21 protein-coding genes and 1 pseudogene are annotated in these 25,296 nt (G+C 38.4%); all 22 read right to left on the bottom strand.

Annotated features, from left to right (window positions below; all coding sequences use genetic code 11):
* Nucleotides 1-893: 893 nt before the first annotated feature.
* Nucleotides 894-3,821 (bottom strand): annotated as a pseudogene (locus ADM90_RS05085) (PolC-type DNA polymerase III); the annotation flags it as partial.
* A gap of 256 nt (nt 3,822-4,077) precedes the next feature.
* Nucleotides 4,078-5,784, bottom strand: a complete 1,707-nt coding sequence (locus ADM90_RS05080) for a proline--tRNA ligase (RefSeq protein WP_053993957.1) — start codon at nt 5,782-5,784, stop codon at nt 4,078-4,080.
* A gap of 139 nt (nt 5,785-5,923) precedes the next feature.
* Nucleotides 5,924-7,186 (bottom strand): RIP metalloprotease RseP, encoded by a 1,263-nt coding sequence (gene rseP / locus ADM90_RS05075; RefSeq protein WP_053993956.1) that lies wholly within the window; start codon nt 7,184-7,186, stop codon nt 5,924-5,926.
* 46 nt (nt 7,187-7,232) lie between these two features.
* The gene (gene dxr, locus ADM90_RS05070; RefSeq protein ID WP_053993955.1) at nt 7,233-8,378 is read right to left on the bottom strand and encodes a 1-deoxy-D-xylulose-5-phosphate reductoisomerase; all 1,146 of its coding nucleotides are present in this window, start codon (nt 8,376-8,378) and stop codon (nt 7,233-7,235) included.
* Between the two features lie 63 nt (nt 8,379-8,441).
* Nucleotides 8,442-9,242, bottom strand: coding sequence for a phosphatidate cytidylyltransferase (locus ADM90_RS05065; RefSeq protein ID WP_053993954.1), 801 nt, complete (start codon nt 9,240-9,242; stop codon nt 8,442-8,444).
* Nucleotides 9,239-10,033 (bottom strand): isoprenyl transferase, encoded by a 795-nt coding sequence (locus tag ADM90_RS05060; protein WP_053993953.1) that lies wholly within the window; start codon nt 10,031-10,033, stop codon nt 9,239-9,241. The genes ADM90_RS05065 and ADM90_RS05060 overlap by 4 nt, the downstream gene beginning before the upstream one ends.
* A gap of 348 nt (nt 10,034-10,381) precedes the next feature.
* Entirely contained in the window at nt 10,382-10,939 is a 558-nt protein-coding gene (gene frr / locus ADM90_RS05055) for a ribosome recycling factor (protein WP_053993952.1), read from the bottom strand.
* Nucleotides 10,939-11,664 carry a UMP kinase gene (pyrH, locus tag ADM90_RS05050; RefSeq protein ID WP_053993951.1) on the bottom strand — a complete coding sequence of 242 codons (726 nt, stop codon included), beginning with the start codon at nt 11,662-11,664 and terminating at the stop codon, nt 10,939-10,941. Before pyrH ends, frr begins: the two co-directional genes overlap by 1 nt.
* Nucleotides 11,665-11,880: 216 nt before the next feature.
* Nucleotides 11,881-12,768 (bottom strand): translation elongation factor Ts, encoded by an 888-nt coding sequence (gene tsf / locus ADM90_RS05045; protein WP_053993950.1) that lies wholly within the window; start codon nt 12,766-12,768, stop codon nt 11,881-11,883.
* Between the two features lie 101 nt (nt 12,769-12,869).
* Nucleotides 12,870-13,592 carry a 30S ribosomal protein S2 gene (rpsB, locus tag ADM90_RS05040; protein WP_053993949.1) on the bottom strand — a complete coding sequence of 241 codons (723 nt, stop codon included), beginning with the start codon at nt 13,590-13,592 and terminating at the stop codon, nt 12,870-12,872.
* Nucleotides 13,593-13,749: 157 nt separating this feature from the next.
* Entirely contained in the window at nt 13,750-14,322 is a 573-nt protein-coding gene (locus tag ADM90_RS05035; protein WP_053993948.1) for a DUF6115 domain-containing protein, read from the bottom strand.
* 15 nt (nt 14,323-14,337) lie between these two features.
* Nucleotides 14,338-14,640, bottom strand: coding sequence for a hypothetical protein (locus ADM90_RS05030; RefSeq protein ID WP_053993947.1), 303 nt, complete (start codon nt 14,638-14,640; stop codon nt 14,338-14,340).
* Between the two features lie 23 nt (nt 14,641-14,663).
* Nucleotides 14,664-15,434 carry a FliA/WhiG family RNA polymerase sigma factor gene (locus tag ADM90_RS05025; protein ID WP_053993946.1) on the bottom strand — a complete coding sequence of 257 codons (771 nt, stop codon included), beginning with the start codon at nt 15,432-15,434 and terminating at the stop codon, nt 14,664-14,666.
* A gap of 524 nt (nt 15,435-15,958) precedes the next feature.
* Complete coding sequence (locus ADM90_RS05020; protein WP_053993945.1) at nt 15,959-16,327, bottom strand: hypothetical protein; 369 nt, start codon at nt 16,325-16,327, stop codon at nt 15,959-15,961.
* Nucleotides 16,327-16,830, bottom strand: a complete 504-nt coding sequence (locus ADM90_RS05015) for a chemotaxis protein CheD (protein WP_053993944.1) — start codon at nt 16,828-16,830, stop codon at nt 16,327-16,329. The genes ADM90_RS05020 and ADM90_RS05015 overlap by 1 nt, the downstream gene beginning before the upstream one ends.
* A complete protein-coding gene (locus ADM90_RS05010; protein ID WP_053993943.1) occupies nt 16,830-17,462 on the bottom strand; it encodes a chemotaxis protein CheC in 633 nt (210 codons plus the stop codon). Before ADM90_RS05010 ends, ADM90_RS05015 begins: the two co-directional genes overlap by 1 nt.
* 9 nt (nt 17,463-17,471) lie before the next feature.
* Nucleotides 17,472-17,918, bottom strand: coding sequence for a chemotaxis protein CheW (locus ADM90_RS05005; RefSeq protein WP_053993942.1), 447 nt, complete (start codon nt 17,916-17,918; stop codon nt 17,472-17,474).
* Between the two features lie 26 nt (nt 17,919-17,944).
* Nucleotides 17,945-20,014 carry a chemotaxis protein CheA gene (locus ADM90_RS05000; RefSeq protein WP_053993941.1) on the bottom strand — a complete coding sequence of 690 codons (2,070 nt, stop codon included), beginning with the start codon at nt 20,012-20,014 and terminating at the stop codon, nt 17,945-17,947.
* Between the two features lie 15 nt (nt 20,015-20,029).
* A complete protein-coding gene (locus ADM90_RS04995; RefSeq protein ID WP_083448458.1) occupies nt 20,030-21,184 on the bottom strand; it encodes a protein-glutamate methylesterase/protein-glutamine glutaminase in 1,155 nt (384 codons plus the stop codon).
* Nucleotides 21,185-22,060, bottom strand: a complete 876-nt coding sequence (locus ADM90_RS04990; protein ID WP_053993940.1) for a MinD/ParA family protein — start codon at nt 22,058-22,060, stop codon at nt 21,185-21,187.
* Nucleotides 22,057-23,244 (bottom strand): flagellar biosynthesis protein FlhF, encoded by a 1,188-nt coding sequence (gene flhF, locus ADM90_RS04985; RefSeq protein WP_053993939.1) that lies wholly within the window; start codon nt 23,242-23,244, stop codon nt 22,057-22,059. Before flhF ends, ADM90_RS04990 begins: the two co-directional genes overlap by 4 nt.
* Complete coding sequence (gene flhA, locus ADM90_RS04980) at nt 23,241-25,274, bottom strand: flagellar biosynthesis protein FlhA (protein ID WP_053993938.1); 2,034 nt, start codon at nt 25,272-25,274, stop codon at nt 23,241-23,243. Before flhA ends, flhF begins: the two co-directional genes overlap by 4 nt.
* Nucleotides 25,275-25,296 lie beyond the last annotated feature (22 nt).

Below are 25,296 nucleotides of genomic sequence, written 5' to 3'. Positions count from 1 at the left end.
ATCACCAGCTTTTCCCCCGTCCCACACCGTGCATGAGGCTTTCACACTCACACGGCGTTCCATCGTTAGTTTTGTTGAATGTTATAGACTAAGCTTTGGATTTCCTACTTCCGTTCTTAGCCTGTTTAATTTGTTCATTGCTTTTGCTTCGAATTTACTTAATAACTTTTGATACTCTTTATTCCTTAAAGGGTCTGAATTGTGAATGAGCATATGATACTTTCTATCTTGTGTAGGTTTGTTTTCAACACTAACGACTTGTGCCCTTCCCTCAGAAATGTTTTTTCCTCCGACCTATTTGCTATTCAGTCATCGCTGGCATTTCATCATCGGTACTACGGCACTACTGCCACTCCGTTAAAACGAGTTATAGCTAAAAGCCTTTCCTCGTACCGTCGTCATCGACATGCAACTGTCTCTTACGTTTGGAGCTTCACACGTTCCACTATTTCTATCTGTACATCTTCCCTTAGGTTCCCCCTAAATTCCGCTAGGCTTGCATGTGCCTGTAACACAAGATGGATTTTCAGAATCAAACGCTTACTCATCCACACCTAGAAGCCCTAATTTGGACCCCACAGCATTTCTACTGCGTGACATTCACGAAAAGTCAATCGAGGGTTCGTCCCAGTCAATCTACTGATTCTAACCATAGAAAGTTTATAGACGCCAGACCTATCATTCACAGGATGTCTCCTTTTCCACAGCTGTACTGTTTGGGTGAACTTCAGCCCACTTTAACGAGCTTCATACAAGTTTCAATTTTGCAGTCATCCGCTTGCATGTCGTAGCTTCAGCGAGTGTGTTTCGGGGCGTTACTCCGTCATTCCACACTTCGAAATAGCAGTTCTACCATTAATGGTGGCTAATCTTTTCAATTAGCAACGTGTCGCACTCAAATCGATGTCAGGTACCTTATCTCCTTTAAAGCCAAGGAACGTTTCGAATGGGATATCTTGCCCGTCCTTTTTATAAGATGTACCACACTCTGGACAATCTTTATTCGGCAAGTCAAAGCCTGAGCTGACAGAGCCATCGTCAAAAAACTCCGAGTGCTTACAGTTTGGACAAATATAGTGCGGTGGTAATGGGTTAACCTCGGTAATTTCCATAAAGGTCGCTACTAACGAAGAACCAACAGAACCACGAGACCCTACTAAATAGCCATCCGCTAATGATTTTTTTACCAGCTTGGCAGAAATTAAATAAATTACCCCAAAGCCATGCCCTAAAATCGACTTTAGTTCTTTTTCAACACGGGCTTTAACGATTTCAGGCAACTCCTCACCATATATACGATGTGCCATTTCATAGGTTAAATTGGTTACTTCATCATCAGAGCCTTCGATTTTTGGTGTATACAAATCATCTTTAATCGGCTTTACATCACCAATGCTGTCAGCGATTTTTTGTGCATTGGTTACAACTACTTCTTTGGCAAGATCAGGACCTAAAAAATCAAACTCCTTCAGCATTTCATCCGTTGTTCTAAAATGAACCTCAGGTAGCTTTGATCGATTTAAAATATTGGCGCCACCTTGAGAGCCAATCAGTATTTGCCTAAACATAGCATCTGTTGGATCTAAATAATGGACATTACCTGTTGCCACGACAGGCTTATTAAGTTTTTTCCCTAGCTTGACAAGCTTTCGAATAATATCCTCTAATGTCCATTCATCACGCACAACATTGCGTTCAATCAACGGAGCATAGACCGCTTTTGGCTGTACCTCGATATAATCATAAAATCGAGCAACCTGCTCCGCTTCCTCAGGAGATTTATTCATCATGGTTTCAAATAATTCGCCATTGCTACAGCCTGAGCCGACTAATAGCCCTTCCCGATATTGCTCCAGCACTGCTCTGGTCACACGAGGAACACGATAAAATGTTTTTGTATGAGCATGTGAAACGATTTTAAATAAATTTTTCAAGCCTGCATTATCGACAGCTAAAATTGTGCAATGCATGGGTCTGCCTTTTTTGTAGGCATCGCCACCACCAATATGCTTATTAAAATCATCATGGTATTTAATGGCGAGTTGCTCTGCATCTTTTAACAGTTGTAAAAGTAGATAGCCTGTTGCCTCTGTATCATAAATAGCTCGGTGATGCTGTGTTAATTCAATATTAAATTTCTTACATAATGTATTTAAACGATGGTTTTTCATTGTTGGATAAAGCAATCTGGCAAGCTCCAGAGTATCAATAACTGGATGTCTGGTTCCTTCAAGCCCATATTTTTTATAGCCTGTATATAAGAAACCTATATCAAATGATGCATTATGGGCAACAACAATGCCATCCCCAATAAATGCATGGAACTCTTTAATGACCTGCTCAACCTCTGGTGCATTTCGTACCATATCATCCGTAATACCTGTTAGCTCGATAGTTGTTGCTGACAGTGGATGATGTGGATTGGCAAAGCTTTCATATTTATCGATGACATGTCCATCTTTAATTTTGACAGCGGCAAGTTCAATAATGGTATCGTAGGCTGTTGATAACCCTGTTGTTTCTACGTCAAAGACAACATAGGTTGTATCCGCTAATAAACGATGCTCTGGCGCATATGCAATCGGGACACCATCATCTACTAAGTTAGCTTCCATGCCATAAATAATCTTGATGCCATGCTTTTTCCCAGCCGCGTATGCTTCAGGGAATGCCTGCACAACAGCATGGTCGGTAATAGCAACTGCTGGGTGGCCCCACTTTGCAGCCTGTGCAACAAGCCTATCAACAGGTGTTACAGCATCCATTTGACTCATTGGTGTATGCAAATGCAATTCGACCCGCTTCTCACCCTCTGGTGCTAAATCCTGACGTGTTTGCTTTTTAATTTCATTAATATCATTTGCCATCACAATTAAATCACGGATAAATGTATCTGTTTGGACAGAGCCTCGTACTTTCACCCACATACCCTTTTTCAGATGCTGCATCAATTCTGCATCATCATTGTCGCGTGAGAACATCTTGACAATGATTGAATCGGTATAGTCCGTAATTTTAATTTGTAATAACGAACGGCCACTTTTTAGTTCTTTAATTTCTGTATCAAAGACAAATCCTTCGATAACGACACGGCGCTCTTCCTCGATAATTCGTTTAATTTCCATAATTTCATCATCTTTAATATGCATACCAAGCTGGAATGGTCGATCACCGAGGCTTGCCGCTGCTGGATTATCCTTTTTCTCTTTCTCACGTTTTTGATAATCTTCCATCGCTTGTTGTGCGAGAGCTACTTCCTCCATACGCTTCTGTTCGACAAATGCTTCCTGTGCTGCAAGCATTTCTTCTGATTGCTCTTGCAGGACAAAATCAAATGCCAAACGAGGAAAGCCAAATTGACAATAGCTTTCTGCCAGCTTGTCAGCATACTTTGTTTTTAGCATCATATATTCCATTTCCTGCATACAGGACAAGGTGATTTTTTGGCCATTCCACATAGGAACTTGAGAGATAAGACAGCTTTTCAGCGTTGGTGCCATCTCATCAATTTGCTCAACAACACTTAACCAGTAAGCTTGTACAAGTTCCTCTGTTACATTTTTCTCGATTGTTTCAAACGTTGTATAAATTTGAGCAATCGCTGAAAATTTCTCTGTTAAACGTGTACGGAAAAGCTGGTATAACGAAAAAGGCAGTATATCCTGCAATATAATGGTGAAATGCCAAAGCCGATCCTTTTTACGGACGGTTAAACGTGATAATTCACCTGCTTCAAAAAATGACATATAGACATCATCTGTTAATTCTAGTTGCTGCAAGAGCATTCGAAATCTCGATCTTGCCTCTTGTTGCTGTTCCAATCGATCAACACCTACTTTCAGAAAAAAGGTTATCTTGCTAAACCCTCTATTCTTTATTCGTCTTAAAGCTATGATGAGCATTCAAGAAAAAAATTCGCTTCCTCACTGTGGGCGCACTTCAAGCTTAACAGAACAATCTGTCGTTTCTTGCTTGACTCACGGTTCCACAGAAGTATCGCGAATTCTTTACCACTATCTTATCAAAATTTAAGAAAAGCCTCTATTAGAAACATTGCTCTTTCTGGAAGCTTACTTATTAGTTTTTACGGAAAAATTCATTTAAGCGATCAATAACTTCTTCTTTTTTCCATTCAAACGTTTCACTTGTTTGTCGGAATTTCACTTCCACAATGCCTTCTGTTGCTTTTTTACCGACTGTTACACGAACAGGTAAGCCAATTAAATCAGCATCTGCAAATTTAACACCTGCACGTTCAGCACGATCATCCAATAAAACATCATAACGGTATGATTTTAATAAACCATATAGCTCATCCGCTAACGCTACTTGCGCTTCATCTTTTGTATTCACAGGCACAACGTGAATATCATATGGCGCTAATTGTATTGGCCAAGTAAATCCGTTATCATCCTGGAATTGCTCCGCCACAGCAGCTAAAATACGGGAAACACCAATGCCATAGCAGCCCATAATAAACGGTTGAGCTTTCCCTTGCTCATCTAAGAAAGTACCATTCATTTTTTCAGAGTAAGTTGTACCCAATTTGAAAATATGCCCAACTTCAATACCTTCCGCAAATTTAATTGTGCCTTGTCCATCTGGAGAAGGGTCTCCCTCCTGAATAAAGCGAATATCTAAATAGTCGTTAACAGCGAAATCACGCTCTGGGTTCACATTGACTAGGTGGAATCCATCTTCATTTGCACCAGCAACACCATTACAGATCGCTTTAATAGCATGGTCTGCTACTACTTTTACGTCTACTGGTAATTTTACTGGACCAATCGAACCAACGCCACAGCCTAATAAATCACGAATTGCTGCTTCACTAGCAAGCTCGACAGAATCTGCATCAAGGGCATTTTTTAATTTAATATCATTAATGTCATGATCTCCGCGTGCAAGGACAACCACTAGCTCCCCATCTACATCAAAAACTAGAGATTTGATAACATCGGCAGGCTCTACATTTAAAAACGCTGAGACAGCTTCAATTGTTTTTTGCTCTGGCGTTGCTACTTTTTCAACTTCTTTTAAAGCGGCATCAGATGGTTGATAGTCAACGATTACTTCAGCCATTTCGATATTTGCTGCATAATCTGAAGTATCAGAGTAAGCAATTGTATCTTCCCCGATGGCTGAAAGCACCATAAATTCATGTGTGCCCTTTCCACCAATAGATCCTGCATCCGCAATAACAGCACGATAGTTTAAGCCAAGGCGCGTAAAAATATTTGAATAGGCACGGTACATATCCTCATATGTTTCATCTAGGCTTTCACGTGAAGCATGGAAGGAATAAGCATCCTTCATAATAAATTCTCTGCCTCGTAATAGACCAAAGCGAGGACGTTTTTCATCACGGAACTTCGTTTGAATTTGATATAATGTGAGCGGTAATTTTTTATAGGATTTAATTTCATCGCGTACTAATGTTGTAATCACTTCTTCATGTGTTGGCCCTAACGCAAAATCACGCTCATGTCGGTCTTTCAAGCGCATTAATTCTGGACCGTATTTTTCCCAGCGCCCTGATTCCTGCCAAAGCTCAGCCGATTGTAAGGATGGCATTAAGAGCTCAATCGAATTAATCGCTTCCATTTCTTCACGAATAATGGTTTCAATCTTTGATAATACACGTTTGGCAAGCGGTAAATAAGAGTATACCCCACTTGTATTTTGACGAACAAACCCTGCACGTAGTAATTGCTTATGTGATTTTACCTCAGCATCAGCAGGTACTTCACGTAATGTTGGGATAAATGTTTTACTTTGCTTCATTCAGTGTTCCACCTTTTTTAAATAAATAAGTTATACTCTCAATAGCATAAACAAATTTAGCTTTGAGCGCAATGTTTCATCGAAAATGCACTCAAAGCTAGAAAATAAAACTTCATTGAAATCCAACAATATCTAGTTATTAAAAGAAAAATCGTTGTATATCATTCCATGTCACAACAACCATTAGAATCATTAGTAGCACAATGCCGACAAAATGCACAAGCCCTTCTTTTTGGCGGTCAATTGGTTTACCACGTAAAGCTTCAAAGCCAAAGAATAATAGGCGACCCCCATCAAGTGCTGGTAATGGTAGTAGGTTCATAATCCCTAGGTTAATACTTAGCATTGCTGCCCAGTTCATTAAGTTCATAATACCGTACTGTGCTACTTGCTCTGTCGCTTTATAAATACCGACAGGACCCGACAGTGCATCTATTGTGAACTTACCTGTAATCAGCATACCTAGAAGTTCAAATATTTTTACAGTCATATTATAGGTTTCTTGTGCCCCATAGACAACAGCCTTTAGTGGATTAAATTCTCTTGGGCTCTCATAGCGCACACCAATTTGACCATATTTTTCGCCATCCTGTTGAATTTCCTTGACAGTCATATCCAAATTAACCGATTGGCCATCTCGTTCAACAGTGACGCTAATATTTTCATTTGGATGATCTTGCACGATAGTGGCTAAATCCTGCCATTTTTCAACGGCTTGTCCATCAATCGCTGTTACTTTATCCCCTGCTAGCATCCCTGCCTGTGCAGCTGGATCATTTTCTACAACTTCTGTAATAATGGGCTCATAAGTTGGGACACCATGGATTAAACCAATTACCAAATAAATGACAAATGCAAGAATAAAGTTAAATAATGGTCCTGCAAAAATTGTCATAGCACGTTGTCCAACCGTTTTTGCATTAAATTGACGATCCTGTGGCGCAATAACAAGCTCACGACCATTTTCCACGAGCACACAATCTCTTGCTACTTGATAACGTACTAAGCGCTCTTCTTCATCATAGCCTTCTACAAACAAATCCTTTTCTAAATCAGCACGTTCAACTTCTAAAAATAATAAATCTGGTAATTGCTTATTATTTTGATTAAAAATAATTTTTTGAACGATATTATCTTCATTGACAATTAGCCCTATTCGATAGCCTGGCTGTAACTCTGTGCCATCCATGTCCTCGCCTGCCATACGCACATATCCGCCGATAGGCAATAAACGAATGGTATACATAGTTTCCCCATGTGTCTTCCCATAAATTTTAGGACCCATTCCAATAGCGAATTCACGTACTAGAATACCTGCACGTTTGGCAAATAAAAAGTGCCCAAGTTCATGAAAGAAGACAAGCATACCAAATATTAATATAAATGCAATGGCTGTTTGCATAATACCCCACCTTTAAAAGCGTTTAGTTAACGATGTCTTGCTTACGTTATTTTACCATGTCTAACACTATTTTTCTTGTTTCACTGTCCACCTGTAATATCGTTTGTAAATCTGGCACTGCAATGTTTGGATGTGCTTGCATGACGCGTTCAATTGTTTCGTCAATTTCAAGGAAGGTGATTTTCCCTTGTAAAAAGGCGGCAACTGCCGCTTCATTGGCTGCATTCATAGCTGTTAAAATCGTACCACCTGTGCGCCCTGCCTCATACGCTAAGCGCAATGCCGGGTAACGCTCAAAGTCCATTTCTGTAAAATGAAGCTGGCCGATTTGTGCTAAATTTAGACGTTGACCATTATGCAAAGGTATACGATCTGGATAGCTTAATGCATATTGAATTGGGACGCGCATATCGGGTGTGCCTAGCTGTGCAATCACACTAGTATCATGATACTCAACTAAAGAGTGAATAATACTTTCTCGATGCAAAAGTACATCTATTTTATCATATGGCATACCAAATAATACATGTGCTTCAATGACCTCTAGCCCCTTATTCATCATAGTAGCTGAATCAATCGTAATCTTTGCGCCCATCGACCAATTTGGATGATTCAGTGCATCTGCCACTGTTACATGTTTTAATTGTTCACGTGTTTTGTCACGGAAGCTACCACCTGAAGCGGTAATAATGAGACGCTCAATATTTTTTGGGTTTTCACCATTCATAGATTGGAATATAGCAGAGTGCTCACTATCAACGGGCAAAATCGTTGCATTGTATTTTTTAGCCTCCGCCATTACTAAATGGCCAGCTGTTACCAGTGTTTCTTTATTGGCAATGGCAATTGTTTTCCCCATACGGATCGCTGCTAATGTGGATTCAAGCCCAACACTGCCAAGCACAGCATTGACAAGCACTGTTGAATCAGGGTGCGTAGCCACCTCAACAAGCCCTTGTGCACCAAATGTAAATTGGATGGTTGGATAATCTTTTGCAAGCATTCGTGCATCTTCCTCTAATTGCACGGATACAAGCTCAGGCTGCAATGTATCAATCATTTCTCGCGTTTTCTCGATATTTTTTCCTGAAGAAAAAGCGACTAATTGAAAAGCCTCACGTTGCTCTTTTAAAATATCGTAGGTTTGCCAACCAATTGAACCAGTTGCGCCCAATAAACTAATTTTTTTCACAACATCTTATCCCCTTTTTTCTATCTAAGCAATGATTTAGTAAGATATCTTTTAGACTATGTGTTAATTACCAAAAAGATGTAAAAAATGTAGGAGAGGCACGACAAATAATAAACTATCAAAGCGATCTAAAATACCACCATGCCCTGGTAAAATATTTCCTGAATCTTTTACATTAAAATGACGTTTAATGGCAGATTCGACCAAGTCCCCCATTTGACCAATAATGGAAGCAAAAATGGTTACAAAAATAAGTGAGAGCATACCATTTGCAAATGGATAAATAAGCTGCATCGCCACAGCAAAAATAACAGCAATCACAATTCCACCTATAAAGCCTTCAATCGTTTTCTTTGGTGAGATTTCTGGCCATAGCTTATGCTTCCCTAATTTTCTTCCTACAAAGTATGCGCCTGAATCGGTTGTCCAAACGACTAATAAACAATAAACAACATATTCTAATCCAACATTTCTTGTTTCGATTAAATAATGGAATCCTAAGCCTACATAAAATGCACCTAATAAAATAAAGGCAACCTCATCAAAGGTTATTTTATTTTTGACAAGCACCACATAAATAAGTAGTAACATCACAAGACCATAGACGATCATTAAATTGGAGGAATAGCCTATGGTCGCTACCACTTTCTCACTCCAGCTCTGTGGTATAACAAGCAAAGTTAAGGTGATAAGCCCTAAGAAGCCAGGCACAGAAAAAATCGAAATACCTTTCATTTTGAGTATTTCATAAAAACCGACAATAGCCATTGCAAGCACAAGTATGGTAAATGGTACTTTGCCATAGATGACGAACGGAATAAAAAGTGCTGCTGCGATGATTGCCGTGATAATTCGTTGTTTCAAGTTGTTTCTTCTCCCTTCAACCCACCGTAACGGCGATTACGTTTCTGATAGTTTTCTACCGCTTCGAGTAAGTTTTCCTCACTAAAATCTGGCCACAATGTATCTGTAAACCAAAATTCTGTATAGGCGAGCTGCCATAACATAAAGTTACTTAATCGCACTTCACCACTTGTACGAATTAATAAATCGGGCTCAGGCAAATGGGCCGTCATTAAATGAGCTGTTAAGCAATCTTCTGTTATGTCCTGCATTGTTAATTGACCGTCCTGTACTTTTTGAAGCATCATTTTCATGGCATTGACCATTTCAGAACGACTGCCATAATTCAATGCAAAATTTAAAACAAGCCCTGTATTATGCTTCGTTTCTTCCATTGCTTCATACAACGCCTTTTGTGTATGAGCAGGTAATAAAGATGGGTCTCCAATCATTTCAACACGTACATTACGCTCCATCATTTCAGGTAAAAAAGAACCTAAAAATTCAACAGGTAGGCGCATCAAAAAATCGACCTCAGGTTTTGGTCGTTTCCAGTTCTCTGTAGAAAAGGCATATACTGTTAACACTTTAATACCTAAGTCTGACGCAAATCTTGTTACCTTACGTACGGTCTTCATTCCTTCATGATGACCAGCAACACGTGGCATAGCTCTTTTCTTTGCCCAACGTCCATTTCCGTCCATAATAATCGCTACATGGGCAGGAATCGGCTCGCTTTTAGTAAGAGCCACACGCTCCTCCAATGATAGTGTATCCATATTTATTTGTTTACCTAATAGCTTTTTAAACATGCTAACTCCCCCACTACAACTAATCGGACGTATACTAATCTATCATAACAAACAAAAGTGCTCTTTGTCTTTTTTTTCCCTCTAAATTGACTATGTATAAACTAGCTTATTTTAGAACTATACACACAATGAAATTTTCATATAGACTTTTAGAAATGAAAACCTACCAGCATCTTTAATGGAGATGATGTATTATGTCCATCCACTCTCTTCATAAAGAGTATGACTGAATATTATCCTTTTCCCTCTTCTTAGCTTACTAGATCGTAAAGAGAAAAGACGTCCTGTTAAGTATAGGACGCCTTTATCTCATCAAAAAGTTCCATCATAGACATGTAAAACGTCTGTTTACACCTCTAAAATTTCTTTTTCTTTATCTTTCATTACTTGATCTACTTTTACAATGAAGTCATCTGTTAATTTTTGAATATCTTCACCATAGCCACGTAGATCATCTTCTGTGATATCGCCAGCTTTTTCAAGTTTTTTCAAATCGTCATTGGCATCACGACGAACATTACGAACAGCAATTTTTGCGTCTTCTGCTTCTTTCTTCACTTGCTTCACTAAATCCTTACGACGCTCTTCTGTTAGAGCAGGGATGGTTAAACGAATAACAGAGCCATCATTTGTTGGGGTGATCCCAATATCCGATTTCATAATTGCCTTTTCAATATCTCCTAAAATCGTTTTATCGTAAGGTGTGATTACTAATAAGCGAGCTTCTGGTACAGAAACCCCTGCAAGCTGATTGATGGGTGTTGGTGCGCCATAATAATCAACTGTAATACGATCTAGTAATGATGCGTTGGCACGACCTGCACGAATTGAAGATAATTCACGTGTAAAAGCCGCAATTGTTTTGTTCATTTTTTCTTTTGCTTGTTCTAATACTTGTTTAGCCATTATGCATTCCTCCTAACAACCGTTCCGATTTTTTCGCCTTGTACAGCACGTTTAATATTACCTGGCTCCGTAATTGAGAAAACAATTAGCGGAATATCGTTATCCATACATAACGTAGAAGCTGTCGAATCCATTACTTGTAAGCCTTGTTGGATAACATCTAAGTATGTGAGTGTATCATATTTAATAGCTGTTGCATCCAATTTTGGATCTGCTGAATAAACGCCATCAACATTATTTTTCGCCATTAAAATCGCATCTGCATCAATTTCTGCTGCGCGTAATGCGGCAGTCGTATCTGTTGAGAAGAATGGGTTACCTGTTCCCGCTGCAAAGATCACAACACGTTTTTTTTCTAAATGGCGAACTGCCTTACGACGAATGTATGGCTCTGCTACTTGTGTCATCACAATAGAAGATTGAACACGTGTTTCAATGCCTAGTTTTTCAAGCGCATCTTGTAAAGCAAGGGAATTCATCACTGTCGCAAGCATGCCCATATAGTCGGCTGCTGCACGATCCATACCCATTTCACTACCAATTTTCCCACGCCAAATATTACCGCCACCTACAACAACAGCAACTTCTACATCGAGATCTACTACTTCTTTTACTTCTTCTGCAACAGCTTTGATTATTTTGGGTGATAAACCGAAGCCCGCTTCTCCTGCTAACGCTTCACCACTTAATTTAATAACAACTCTTTTATATTGCGGCACACTCATTGTAAACCTCCGTAAGACTTTATTTAAAACTACTCTATTCCCTTTTCCATTATAGTATATAGTACAATAATTGCTAGCTGTGAATTAAGGCAGAATAGAAAATTATCTTGTTTTTTCTTTTATTTCGGAAAAATAGGGAACACGCTATGTTGTGTTCCCCATTTTTTTGCCTAGAAAATCTAGTGATTATTTGATTAGGATCAAATGCAAGCTAAATTAGTTACCTTTAACTTGGCTCATTACTTCCTCTGCAAAGTTATCTTCACGTTTTTCGATACCTTCACCAACAGCGTAACGTACAAAGCTGTTTACAGAACCACCAATTGAAGCTACAAAATCACGTACTTTTTGATCTGAGTTTTTAACGAAAGTTTGGTCAAGTAAGCAAACATCTTCGAAATATTTACCAAGACGACCTTCAACCATTTTCGCAACGATGTTTTCTGGTTTACCTTCATTAAGCGCTTGTTCAGTTAATACTTTACGCTCACGTTCAACCTCTTCAGCAGAAACTTCCTCGCGAGAAACGTAAGTTGGGTTGATTGCTGCAATATGCATTGCAACATCTTTAGCAGCTGCTGCATCTGTAGACCCTTCTAAAGTTACTAATACACCAATACGGCCGCCCATGTGTAAATAAGAACCGAATGCATCTGCATCCGTTTTTGTTTTAATTTCGAAACGACGAAGCGTAATTTTTTCACCAATTGTTGCAACAGCCGTTGAAATTTGGTCAGCGATTTTTACGCCTTCTGCATTTGCAAGCTCTAATGCATCTTCTACTGATGCTGGTTTAGCAGTAAGTAATTGCTCTGCTAAAGAAGCAACAAGTACTTGGAATTTATCGTTTTTTGCAACGAAGTCAGTTTCAGCATTTACTTCTAAGATAATTGCTTCATTACCTTGTTCTAAAATATAAGTTGTACCTTCTGCAGCAACACGGTCAGCCTTTTTAGCAGCTGAAGAAAGACCTTTTTCACGTAGGAAGTCGATCGCAGCTTCTAGGTTACCTTCAGTTTGTACTAACGCTTTTTTACAATCCATCATACCAGCGCCAGTTTTTTCGCGTAATTCTTTTACTAATTGTGCAGTAATGTTTGCCATTTAGTGTTTCCTCCTCAAATTGGTTGAACAAAATTTATTGCTAGGTTCTAAAAAAGGTGATAAGAGGTTTGAGCCACTTATCACCTTTTTGTAAACGTGAATTACTCAGCAGCAACAGCTTCAGCAGCTGGAGCTTCCTCTTCACCTTGTTTTGACTCGATTAAAGCGTCAGCCATTTTAGCAGTTAAAAGTTTAACAGCACGAATAGCATCATCGTTAGCAGGGATTACGTAGTCGATTTCATCTGGATCACAGTTTGTATCAACAATACCTACTAGAGGGATGTTTAATTTACGAGCTTCAGCAACTGCAATGCGTTCTTTACGTGGGTCAACCACGAACATTACGTCTGGAAGTTCATGCATATCACGGATACCGCCTAAAAATTTAGTTAGACGTTCGTGTTCTTTTTTAAGTTGAATTACTTCTTTTTTAGGTAGAACTTCAAAAGTTCCTTCTTCTTCCATTTTTTCGATTTGTTTCAGACGTGCAACACGTTTTTGAATTGTACCGAAGTTTGTAAGAGTACCACCTAACCAACGTTGGTTGATGTAGTAGTTGCCTGAACGTTCAGCTTCATCTTTGATCGCTTCTTGTGCTTGTTTTTTCGTACCCACGAAAAGAACTTTACCACCGTCTTGACCAACTTGACGCATGAAGTCATAAGCTTCCTCTAATTTTTTAACAGTTTTTTGTAAGTCGATAATGTAGATCCCGTTACGCTCAACGAAGATATATTTCTTCATTTTTGGGTTCCAACGACGAGTTTGGTGACCAAAATGTACACCAGCTTCAAGTAATTGTTTCATAGAAATTACTGACATTTGTATTTCCTCCTAGTATGTTTGGTTTTGATCCTCCGCATTTATCATTTGCAACAAGCTACTCTTAACATAAGAGCACCACTTACTACATCAAAATGCGTGTGTAGTAATAACACCATTTGCAACTATACCATAGCTTTAGGCTATTCGCAACAATTTAGTGCTGAAACTTCAGTAAAAGCTCGATTTCTGTTTTGCCCTTTTGCAGTTGTTTCGCTATTTCTTCTGATGTTTTTCCTTGTTTCATCAATTCTAGCACTTGTTGTTCTAATGTTAACGTCTGTTCTTTCTTTTGCACTTGATTGGTTGTCGTTGGAGCTATAGGACTATTATTAGTGCTAGCTTGCTGCTGACGTGAATAAGCATTGGCTACTATATTTTTAGGTATATAAACGCGCGTATCCGCTTCTAGTATTGTAGAGCTATCATCTTTTTCCTGTTGTACTGTTGACGAAGAAGACTGCTTTTGTTCTATTACTGGTGCTGTGTGCTGAATGCTCACTGGTGCTAGTTCTGGCTGTGAAACATTTTGTAGTTCTTGAATAAAGCGGTCATTCTCATCTTTCATTTCCGTTAAATACATACTAATCGTGTCATCCATTTCGCGCATTAAGCGCTCTTGCTTTTTTTCTAACTCCTTAAATTTTGCTAGCTTTGTGTTTAAAATAATCAGGAAATAAAACGATAGTAGCTGTAAAAAGAATAGTACCGCTATTAGTATGGTTGTCATTGTTAACGTAAACTCCTATCCACTAAAATCCACAAAATTCCCTTTAAATGGATGTTTCGCCTGTTTTTTAAGCTTGTGCTTGTTCTTTTTTTTATAAATTCCGTTTATATATTCGCCACCTGCTTCTTCTTCCTCACTAATTTCATCCATACTCTCTGATGTATTAACGATTTTTTGTTTGCGTTCCACTTCTTTTTTGAGCGCTTCATTTGCATGTGCTTGCTGAGCCAATACTTGTTGCTGTGCCTGATCTGCCATTTTACCAGCTTCAAATGTTTTAGGAATAGCAATTTGCAATTCAACACCTTTTAAACTCATTGGAATCTCTCCCTTAAGAATATTTACGCATTAATCATTTCGGTAGATAAGAGCTTTCGTAGCTTTAATAACGCTTTTGAATGGATTTGTGAAATACGCGATGTTGATAATTCAAGCATTTCACCAATTTCAGTCAACGTCAATTCCTCTGTGTAAAATAAACTAAGGACGAGCTGTTCTTTGTCATTAAGCTTTTGAATATTTTCGGCTAAATCATCCAACAGCTCTGATTTAATCATCACTTGCTCAGGTGTTTGCATTGTATCATCTCGAATGACAAAGGATTTACCATCCGCTTCTTCTTGGTCTTGCTGTTCGTTAATCGACAACACATTTGAAAAAAAATGCTCCTGTACCGTTTGATAGACATCTTCAACAGGTAGCTTCATGTGCTCCGCAAGTTCCTCTGGCGTTACATGACGCATATATTTTTGCTCGAGCTGTTCAATTTGAGCATCTAATTTTTTAGCCTTTTCACGCGCTGAACGCGGTAGCCAATCTTCCTTGCGTAAGCCATCTATAATGGCTCCTCTTACTCTGAAGGAAGCATATGTATCAAATTTTAAATCTCTGTTAATATCAAACTTATTTAACGCGTCAAATAAGCCTACCATTCCTAGGCTTGTTAAATCATCGCGTGATACGCTCTTTGGTAAACCCGCAGCGATGCGTTGGACATGATAGGATACTAAAGAAATATATTTTTTTATTAATAAATCACCTGCATCTGGATCACGCTTATTGATCCAGCGATTCCATAGTTTTTGCTCATCATTCGAAATTGGTTGTGTCATGAAATCCACCTCTCTAATAAACGCCTTTACATGTCTATGTACCACGAACTACTCACGTTACAAAACTTCTCATTCATAAGGATTTCTTGGTTGTTCTTTTTGATTATGTATAAAAGCATCCTTGCCAAACACAAAGTTGTTTTCTGTTACGCTAATGATGAATCTCCATGTTTGACAAAAATCTCATTAAGGTCATTTTAATTATTAATATTAGAATTGTTAAAAAATCACAAGCTATTATTATCTTTTCTATATTATAACAAGAATCCATTGTAATTTCATTTGTTTCTCCTCGCCTCCATAATATTCCTCCGTATTATTTGTCTATTATCAAACATGTTTATTATACAAATTTTATATAAGCCATGGTCAGTTGACGAATAGCTATTTGCGATGAAAGTTACATGACAAAAGCATACGCTGAAAATCCATTTGTTTTAGCATCAACTGTATGGAAAAAATATAGACACCACTGATTTCTTTGCCAATCACTAAAAAAGAGCCGCTCTAGGCGACTCACTATTTTATACATTTACCTGTTCCTCTTCTTCTCGATTCATCATTGTGCGTACGACTTGTGCAATTTCTTCTGAATTCTCATCTTGAAATTCCACCGTTGACTGAGCTACTGGTGTTTCTTGATTTTGCTCTTCAAGACGCTCTTTTCCTTCATCTTGTTCATCCTCAATTGCTTCTTCATTATCCTCAGGTGTATACAGTATATAGGCTATTAAAAAACGTACTATATACATAGCGATAAACGCAATGATGGCTGCAACAAAGGAGCTGATAATAATACGAAGAGGTGTATGCGGTTTTTGAAAGGTACTAAAAAAATAAATAGAAAAGGCAATTAGCGCTCCCCAAAGGTTGTAAAATATAGAACCAAACATTAGATTTCGCTCACTCCTTGGTTAACCGTTCGAATGTGTAAGATTGATGTTTCAGGATTAAATTCAATCGTTCGGCCACTATTTCCACCAGTATCCTCAGCCACTAAAGGAATGCCATGTCGCTTCAATTCATTCTTGACAGCTTCTACATTGCGGGGACCAATACGCATTGAATCCTTATCGGAAGTAAACTGGAACATCTGTGCGCCACCTGCAATTTTCGCCTTTAATTTAAATTTTTGAACACCTTCTAATCTTAATAGATCTATCATTGCTGCAATACTTGTATCAGCAAATTTTGCTACATTCAGTGACTCCGTTCTTCCTAAGCTAGAATCTGGTAACATTACATGGATTAAACCAGCAATTTTCTTTGACTCATCATATAAAATAACGCCAACACAGGAGCCAAGACCTGAAGTTCGAATTGTGTTTGGCAGCTTTACTACATCCATTTGTGCAATTCCCACTTTAATCACTTGCCCACTACTATTTAGCATCATTATGAAACTCCTAATGCTTTAAAAATAGCATCAAAAGAATCTGGATCTGGTAGCAAGAAGAAATGACCCCTTACTGTTTCGTGGTCCTCCACACCTTCTTCAAAAATGGATGTATTTATGACAATCACATTATCACTGACGTGTGATAATTCAATTAAACCGATACTAATAATCGCACCAAACATATCAACGCTTAATCCAGGCACAGTCGGGTAAATTTTTAAATTCGTAAAATCAGATAAGGCCGATAAATAGGAGCCTGATAAAATATTCCCCATCTCCTGCATCGCCGATAAGCCTAGCTCAGAAACAGGTCGTTTTTTAAAATCAAATGTCTCATCATAGAGCAAGCGACGAATAAAGCGGTTTGCTTGCTCAATAGGTAGGATGAAGAACATGCTACCTTCTGCATCGCCTTCAATGCGAAGGTAGATACCAACAACAACATTTTCTGATCCGCCAGCAAGCTCCATCATATCATGGAAGGAGACCATCTCTACCTTTGGGACACGCATATCAATTTTTTTCCCAAGTAAATTGGAAAGTGCTGTCGCGGCATGCGCAGCACCAATGTTTCCAATTTCCTTCAATACATCTAAATGTAGTGATGTAATTTTTTGATTAAATGTCATTATTGATCCCTACTTTAGTGGATTTAATACTTTCTCTAAATGTAATAAAATTAATAACCGCTTCCCTACTTTTGCCACACCTGAAATAAATTCCTCCTCCAATGAGCCAACCACCTCTGGCTGCGGCTCAATAGCATTTGCAGGAATATCAATTACATCATTGGCAGAATCCACAACAAAGCCCACTTCCATATCTTCTAATGAAATAATGATAATGCGTGTTGTTTCCTCATGTTTAGAGATCGGTAATTCAAAGCGTTCACGTAAATCAACAATCGGTGTTACGACACCACGTAGATTAATAACACCCTTCACATAATTCACTGTTTTTGGTACACGTGTAATATGCATTAATTTTTCAATTCCTTGTACATGAGATACAGGAATAGCATATTCTTTATCTGCTAATTGAAAAACAATAACTTTAATACTTTCTTGTTCCACTGCATTTGTCATACTTTACACCTCTCTATTCATTCACCTTATTTAATTAGTGCGTTGCAATCGACAATTAAGGCTACTTTCCCATTACCTAAAATTGTTGCACCTGAAATAGCAAAGATATTTGTTAAGTAATTCCCTAGTGATTTCAAGACTATTTCTTGTTGACCAATGAAGGAATCTACCACTAAACCAGCAAGTTTTTCACCTTTACGAACGATTACTACAGAGTGGAATTCCTCATCTTGCTGCTCTTTACGAGGCACTTCAAAGATTTCCTCTAAGAATACCAATGGCACAACCTTACCACGGAAGTCGATTACTTTTTGATTATGTGCATTCATAATCTCTGATGAACGGATAATAGATGTTTCAATAATAGATGATAGTGGAATTGCATAAATCTCCTTTTCAATCTCCACAAGCATTACTGAAATAATTGATAATGTCAACGGTAATTGAATAGAGAATTTTGAGCCTACATCTTGTGTAGATTCAATGGAAATATTACCACCCAGTGATTCAATTGTTGTTTTTACAACGTCTAACCCTACACCTCGACCTGACACATCAGAAATAACATCTGCTGTTGAGAAGCCTGAAGCTAAAATTAGCTCATTAATTTGCCTATCAGACATTGCGTAGGATTGTTCGAGTGTGACAACGCCTTTAGCAATAGCTTTTGCTAATACCTTTTCACGATTAATACCCGCACCATCATCTTCAATTTCAATAAAGACATAGTTCCCACTATGGTAAGCACGCAGGACAACCGTTCCCTCTTCAGGTTTACCTTTTGCACGACGAGCAGTTGGGTTCTCAATACCATGATCTACAGAGTTACGGATTAAGTGGACAAGTGGATCGCCAATCTCATCAATAACTGTGCGGTCAAGCTCTGTTTCAGCACCGATAATTTCAAGATTAATTTTCTTATTTAAGTCACGTGATAGCTGACGAATCATTTTCGGGAAACGATTGAACACTGTTTCAACTGGAACCATTCGCATCGTTAATATAATTGTTTGCAGATCGCCCATAACACGACTCATACGCTCTACCGTTTCATTAAGCTCACCATGGTTGACTTCTGTTGAGATCGATTGCAATCGACCACGATCAATCACTAGTTCCTCAAATAGGTTCATTAAAATATCGAGACGCTCAATATTGACACGAATCGTTTTATTGCCAACAGGCGCATGTTGACTTTTATCAGCCTTTGCAGAAGATGCTGCCTTTTTAGGTTTCACTACTGGTTCAGCTTGTGGTGGTGCAGCAGCTGGTGTAGCCACCTCCGCTACTGTCACAGCTACTTCTTGCTGCGGCTCATACTCTTTTTCACTAAATGCCTTTTGATTAATCAATGTCACGGCTACTTCCTCAACCTCAGAAACTTTCATTAACTTTTTCTGCATATCCTCAGCCGATTCTTTTGTCACAAATGCCACATAAAACTGTTGATCAAATTGTTCATCCTCAAGCTTTTCAACAGATGGACTTGCTTTAATAACATCCCCATCTTTTTCTAAAATCTCAAATACCATAAATACTCGTGCAGCCTTCAGTAGACAATCATCACGTAATTTTACTGAAATCTCATATGCGTGGAAGCCTTGTTCAGAAGATTGGCTAATCACCGTTTGTTCAAAGCTATCATACTCTAATGCGCTTTCTACTGCTGGCTCAACAACTTCCGTTGCCGCCACTTCCGGCACCACTATGGCTTCCTCACCTAATTCTATCCGTTTAAGCTGTGCCACTGTTGAAGATACATCTCGCTTGCCATCTCCACCGCTTGCAATGTCCATCACCATTTCTTCTAAATGATCAACAGATTCAAAGACAACATCTAAAATTTCAGGCGTTACATGAATTTTCTCATTACGAATTGCATCTAACACATTTTCCATTTTATGTGTTAAATCTGCTAAATCTTCAAAGCCCATTGTGGCAGACATACCTTTTAATGTATGTGCTGAACGGAAGATTTCTCCTACAATTGCCAAATCATCTGGGCTTTTTTCTAATTCTAATAAATGCTCACTACATGCTTGTAAATGCTCTTTACTTTCTTCAATAAACATCTCTAAATATTGATTGACTTCCATAAGAGGACACCCCTTTTAAGGCAAATATTTCATTATCGTTTGTGCAATATCATCTACATCTGCAACTTCATCAACAAGTTGCGTCTCTACTGCTGCTTTTGGCATACCATATACAATGCAAGTTCCTGCTGATTCAGCAATAGCTATGACATTTCCAGTATTTTTTAATACCTTTAGTCCGTTAGAGCCATCATGCCCCATCCCTGTCATGATTACCGCTATTTTATCAAAATCACTATATTGACTAACATCTTCAAACATAACATCTACAGAAGGTCGATGACCAGCTCTAGGGGCTTCCTGATTATCAAGGACAATGCAAAATGTCGTTCCTACTTTTCTAAGTTTTAAATGATAGCCACCAGGTGCAATATAGGCTATGCCATTTTGCAAAATATCGCCTTGTTCAGCCTCTTTTACAACAATTTCACTTAGCTGATCTAGGCGAGTAGCGAGTGATTTAGTAAATCCTGCTGGCATATGTTGAACAATTAAAATAGGCGCTTGAATAGACTTTGGAATTTTAGTAATAACCTCCTGCAGTGCACGAGGTCCTCCTGTTGATGTGCCAATTAACACAATTTTCTTTCCTGCTTTACTCCATTCTCCCTGTGGCCTGGCTGCTTCTACTTTAACAGCTATTGTATTTATAGGAGTTGGCATTCGTTGATGCTGCTGGGATTCTTTCATTACAGTACTCGCTCTTGTCACTGATTCTTGTTGGTGTTTACTAGTAGAAAGTTTTTTCAATTTAGAAATTGGCACCATCGCTGCTTGCTCTACTTTATACACAAGTTCACTTTGAATTTTATGTAAATCAAGAGAGATTGTTCCGCTTGGTTTAGCGACAAAATCGACTGCTCCATTTTCAATTGCTACGATGGCGTTTTCTGTCCCATGTTGCGTGGTGCTGGAGAGCATTACTACAGGAACTGGGCATTGTCTCATAATTTCTTTTAAAGCGTCTAGCCCGTTCATTTCAGGCATCTCAATATCCATTGTTACAACTGTTGGTTTCAAGGATTGAATTTTTTTAATTGCATCTTTTCCATTTCGAGCTGTACCAACTACTTCCACTTTCGAGCTGCCTACAAAAAAGTCGCTAATTAGCTTTCTCATAAAAGCAGAATCATCCACGACTAATAGCTTGCTTTTATGTAAAAAGTCCAATTAATCACGCCCTTTCGAAAAAATACTTCTTAATTTTGTTAAAAATTTCTTTGTTGTCTGGTCATGTGCATGAATTTCTTCTGCACGATATTCCATGAAACGAACGACTATTAGCTGTAATGTTTTTGAAATCAGTGCATCTGGATGAGCAAGTGAAAACGGTACTTGCTCACGTACAGCCTTACGCACAACAGGATCTTCAGGTAAAGAGCCTAGAATGGTAACATCTTTATCCAAAAAGCGCTTCATGGTAAGCTTTAAACGTTCATTTGTTTCGATGCCTTCTTCTTTGCTAAAAGCACGGTTACAGAGAATATAAAATTGCTTCTCTGAATCTCTTACATGAATATACTTCATCATGGAATACGCATCTGTTATAGAAGTTGGCTCTGCCGTTGAAATAACGATAATTTCATCAATCGATGTCAGTACATCTAACGACCAATTTGTTGCACCAGCTCCCATATCAAATAAAATATAATCATAGTTCTTTTGAAGCTGTTCAAAGGCATGGATAAGTCGCTCAAACATAATTTCTGACCAATCCAGAACGCTCGTCATACCAGATCCACCTGAAATATACCTTAATTCTTGGGGTCCTTCAAATATTACCTCATCCAGTAACTTATTTCCTTCTAAGTAATCTTTTAAACTATAAGAAGCATTTTTTCCAATTAGAATATTGATATTCCCCATGCCAATATCCATATCTACAATAGCAACTTTTTTTCCTTTTTGAGCCAGGGTTATAGCAAAATTCATGGTGAAGTTACTTTTACCAACTCCACCTTTGCCACTTACAACTGCAATTGCTCTTCCTAATTCGCCTTGCCGTCTCATCATTTTCAAGCGTAATGTTTCAGCTTGGTCTCTCATTTTTCTTCACCTTGAAAAAACAAATTAAGTACTGCTTCTAAATCAGCTTCTTCAATATCTTCTGGTACTTCTTGACCATTCGTATAGTAAGCAAGTCCTTTAGTATATTTAATCATTAAATTGATCATTGTGCCAATAGAATTTGTTTCATCAATTTTTGTAAAAATGAATTTTTCAATTGGTAACTGCTTAAATTGGTCTACAATGTTCGCCATATCCTTTTCTTTCGTAGTCATCGCAAGCACTAAAAAGGATTCTGCTTGATCATCAAATTTAATAAGACGTTGGAGATCATCTACATATTTTGTTTCTTTATAATTTCGACCAGCTGTATCAATAAACACTAAATCTAAATACGATAGTTTTTGAATGGCTTGTTCAAAGTCCGTTGCATTATAAGCAATTTCCACAGGGGCCTGTAACAGCCCTGCATATGTTTTTAATTGCTCAATGGCAGCAATTCGGTAAGTATCTGTTGTAATAAAGCCTATTTTTTTCTTTTTTTCTAATACAGCTCTCGCTGCCATTTTGGCGATCGTCGTTGTCTTGCCAACCCCTGTTGGCCCTAAAACATTAATATATTTCCGTTCATAGGATAACCCTCCAATTGGAAGGCTCTCTAACTTTTTACGCAATAAATTTTTCGTGATCAATTTGCATTGTGAAAAATTTATTTCTGACGCTTCTCTGAAATACATAAAAAGCTCATCACCAATCGTTGTGATGAGCTCTTCACTTAGCTCTTGCTGTTTTAAGTATTCAATGAAGGGTAAGAGTTCATCGGGATATTGAGCTTTGGTAGTCTTTTTATGCATCGATTGCATTAAAGATTTTAAATCTGCAATTTCCTTCCTCAATTCTTCAGAAATACCAGTGTCCTCATTTACAGTAACCGGCTGTGGTTGGTCCTGATGAATTTTGGCTTGAATAGCATTGGTAATCTCTTGTAACCTTGCATTGTCTTTTGTTGTTGCAGGTAATATTGCAGGTGTTGGCACCACATGATTTGGTTCTATTGTATCGACCCCTGCAACTACTTCAAAGCTTTTCTTTTTAATCATACCGAAAAATTTCTTTGTTATGATTACTTTTGAGTTTAAAATAACAGCGTCCTCACCTAATTCTGCCCGCACTTGCTTCATCGCTTCTGGTATGGAAGATGCATAATATTTTTTCATTTTCATTGAACATTCACCACCCCAACACTTTGAATTTCAACCGAAGCATCCAATTCATTATAAGAGAGAACTGGAATTTGCGGGAAATAACGTTCTGTTAACTGTCGTAAGTACATACGTACTGCTGGCGAGCATAAAATAATGGCGGATTGTTCCATAAAGGAAACGCGCTCTACTTCTCCAGCAATCGTTTCTAATATTGTTTGTGAATCTTGTGGGTCCATTGCTAAGTAGTTACCATGATCTGTTTGTTGAATACTATCCGCAATCATTTTTTCTACTTTTCCTGACACTGTGATTACCTTTAGCGCTGGGCTATCGCCAACATACTGCGCTGTTATTTGGCGTGCTAGTGACTGACGCACATATTCCGTTAAAATATCTGTATCACTTGTTAGCTTAGCATAGTCTGCCAATGTTTCAAAAATAATTGGCAAGTTACGTACCGAAACATTTTCTCGTAGCAGTTTGCCAAGTACCTTTTGGATTTCTCCTATAGATAAAGGTGTAGGTGTTAGTTCTTCGACTAAAATTGAATGTGTTTCGCGTAAATGGTCGATTAGTTGCTTTGTTTCTTGACGACCTAGCAATTCGTGTGCATTTGCACGGATCACTTCTGTTAAGTGTGTTGATACTACACTTGGTGGGTCTACAACTGTATAGCCAAACATTTCTGCCTCTTCTTTTACTTGCTCTGTAATCCATTTAGCAGGTAATCCAAATGAGGGCTCAACTGTATCAATGCCTTCAATCGAATCATCGTCCCCTGGGCTCATTGCTAAATAATGATCCAGCAATAGCTCGCCTCGTGCCATTTCATTTCCTTTAATTTTAATGCGATATTCATTAGGCTGAAGCTGAATATTATCACGAATACGAACAACTGGAATCACTATTCCTAATTCTAATGCTAGCTGACGACGAATCATAATAACACGATCTAGTAAATCTCCACCTTGAGCAGCATCTACTAAAGGAATTAATCCATAACCAAATTCAAATTCGATAGGGTCCACATTTAATAAATTCACAACGTTTTCAGGGCTCTTCATACCATCTGTTGCCACTTCTTCCTCAATTTCAAGTAAGTCCTCTTCATCCTCAGGTTTCTTCCGCTCCATCATATAGGCACCCCCAATTAATGAAATACCGATTGGGAGCGTCACCCAGTTAGGAATAGGCGTAAATAATCCTAATAATGTAATTGTACCACCAGCTACATACAGCAATTTTGCTTGGGCAAATAACTGTCCTGTGATATCCTCTCCAAGACTTCCTTTAGAAGAAGCACGTGTTACGACAATCCCTGTTGCCGTTGAAATCAGCAGTGCAGGAATTTGAGAAACAATACCATCTCCTACTGTTAGCTTCGAAAAATGGGTCGCTGCCTCGGCAAATGGTAAACCCATTTGCACGACACCGATGATAATACCGAATAGTAAATTGATAATAACCATTACCATTGAGGCAATGGCATCTCCCTTTACAAATTTTGTAGCACCATCCATCGCCCCATAGAAATCTGCTTCTCCTGCTACTTTTTCACGTCGTTCACGTGCTTCTTTTTCGGAAATAATCCCTGCATTTAAGTCAGCGTCAATACTCATTTGTTTACCAGGCATCGCATCAAGCGTGAAACGAGCTGCTACCTCAGCCACACGCTCCGAACCCTTTGTAATAACAATAAACTGAATGAGCACAAGAATTAAGAAGACAACTAAACCAACAAGAATATTTCCTCCAACTACGAAGTCACCAAAGGTTTCAACTACAGCCCCTGCATCACCATTTGCTAAGATCGCACGGGTTGTTGAAACACTTAAGCCTAATCGGAACAAGGTTAACAGTAAAATCACTGAAGGAAAAATTGAAAAATCCAATGCCTCCTTCATACTCATTGCTGTTAGCAGTACAATTATGCCAAACGTAATATTAATGACAATTAAGAAACTTAATATCCATGGAGGAAGAGGGATGATGAGCATCGCAACGATTAAAATAACCGCACCTAAAACCCCGATATCGCGAACCTTCATTTGTGTCCCTCCTACTTAAAAA

Origin of the sequence: Lysinibacillus macroides (assembly GCF_001281525.1) — a bacterium.
Classification (GTDB): domain Bacteria; phylum Bacillota; class Bacilli; order Bacillales_A; family Planococcaceae; genus Lysinibacillus; species Lysinibacillus macroides.
Note: the sequence above shows the minus strand (reverse complement) of the source record. Positions and strands in the feature narration are given on the sequence as shown.

What these genes read in the sequence shown, in the direction of transcription:
- ADM90_RS05080 (WP_053993957.1), bottom strand. Translation starts at nt 5,784, where the DNA reads ATGAAGCAAAGTAAAACATTTATCCCAACATTACGTGAAGTACCTGCT.
- rseP (WP_053993956.1), bottom strand. Translation starts at nt 7,186, where the DNA reads ATGCAAACAGCCATTGCATTTATATTAATATTTGGTATGCTTGTCTTC.
- ADM90_RS05060 (WP_053993953.1), bottom strand. Translation starts at nt 10,033, where the DNA reads ATGTTTAAAAAGCTATTAGGTAAACAAATAAATATGGATACACTATCA.
- frr (WP_053993952.1), bottom strand. Translation starts at nt 10,939, where the DNA reads ATGGCTAAACAAGTATTAGAACAAGCAAAAGAAAAAATGAACAAAACA.
- pyrH (WP_053993951.1), bottom strand. Translation starts at nt 11,664, where the DNA reads ATGAGTGTGCCGCAATATAAAAGAGTTGTTATTAAATTAAGTGGTGAA.
- tsf (WP_053993950.1), bottom strand. Translation starts at nt 12,768, where the DNA reads ATGGCAAACATTACTGCACAATTAGTAAAAGAATTACGCGAAAAAACT.
- rpsB (WP_053993949.1), bottom strand. Translation starts at nt 13,592, where the DNA reads ATGTCAGTAATTTCTATGAAACAATTACTTGAAGCTGGTGTACATTTT.
- ADM90_RS05035 (WP_053993948.1), bottom strand. Translation starts at nt 14,322, where the DNA reads ATGACAACCATACTAATAGCGGTACTATTCTTTTTACAGCTACTATCG.
- ADM90_RS05030 (WP_053993947.1), bottom strand. Translation starts at nt 14,640, where the DNA reads ATGAGTTTAAAAGGTGTTGAATTGCAAATTGCTATTCCTAAAACATTT.
- ADM90_RS05025 (WP_053993946.1), bottom strand. Translation starts at nt 15,434, where the DNA reads ATGACACAACCAATTTCGAATGATGAGCAAAAACTATGGAATCGCTGG.
- ADM90_RS05020 (WP_053993945.1), bottom strand. Translation starts at nt 16,327, where the DNA reads ATGTTTGGTTCTATATTTTACAACCTTTGGGGAGCGCTAATTGCCTTT.
- ADM90_RS05015 (WP_053993944.1), bottom strand. Translation starts at nt 16,830, where the DNA reads ATGATGCTAAATAGTAGTGGGCAAGTGATTAAAGTGGGAATTGCACAA.
- ADM90_RS05010 (WP_053993943.1), bottom strand. Translation starts at nt 17,462, where the DNA reads ATGACATTTAATCAAAAAATTACATCACTACATTTAGATGTATTGAAG.
- ADM90_RS05005 (WP_053993942.1), bottom strand. Translation starts at nt 17,918, where the DNA reads ATGACAAATGCAGTGGAACAAGAAAGTATTAAAGTTATTGTTTTTCAA.
- ADM90_RS05000 (WP_053993941.1), bottom strand. Translation starts at nt 20,014, where the DNA reads ATGGAAGTCAATCAATATTTAGAGATGTTTATTGAAGAAAGTAAAGAG.
- ADM90_RS04990 (WP_053993940.1), bottom strand. Translation starts at nt 22,060, where the DNA reads ATGAGAGACCAAGCTGAAACATTACGCTTGAAAATGATGAGACGGCAA.
- flhF (WP_053993939.1), bottom strand. Translation starts at nt 23,244, where the DNA reads ATGAAAATGAAAAAATATTATGCATCTTCCATACCAGAAGCGATGAAG.
- flhA (WP_053993938.1), bottom strand. Translation starts at nt 25,274, where the DNA reads ATGAAGGTTCGCGATATCGGGGTTTTAGGTGCGGTTATTTTAATCGTT.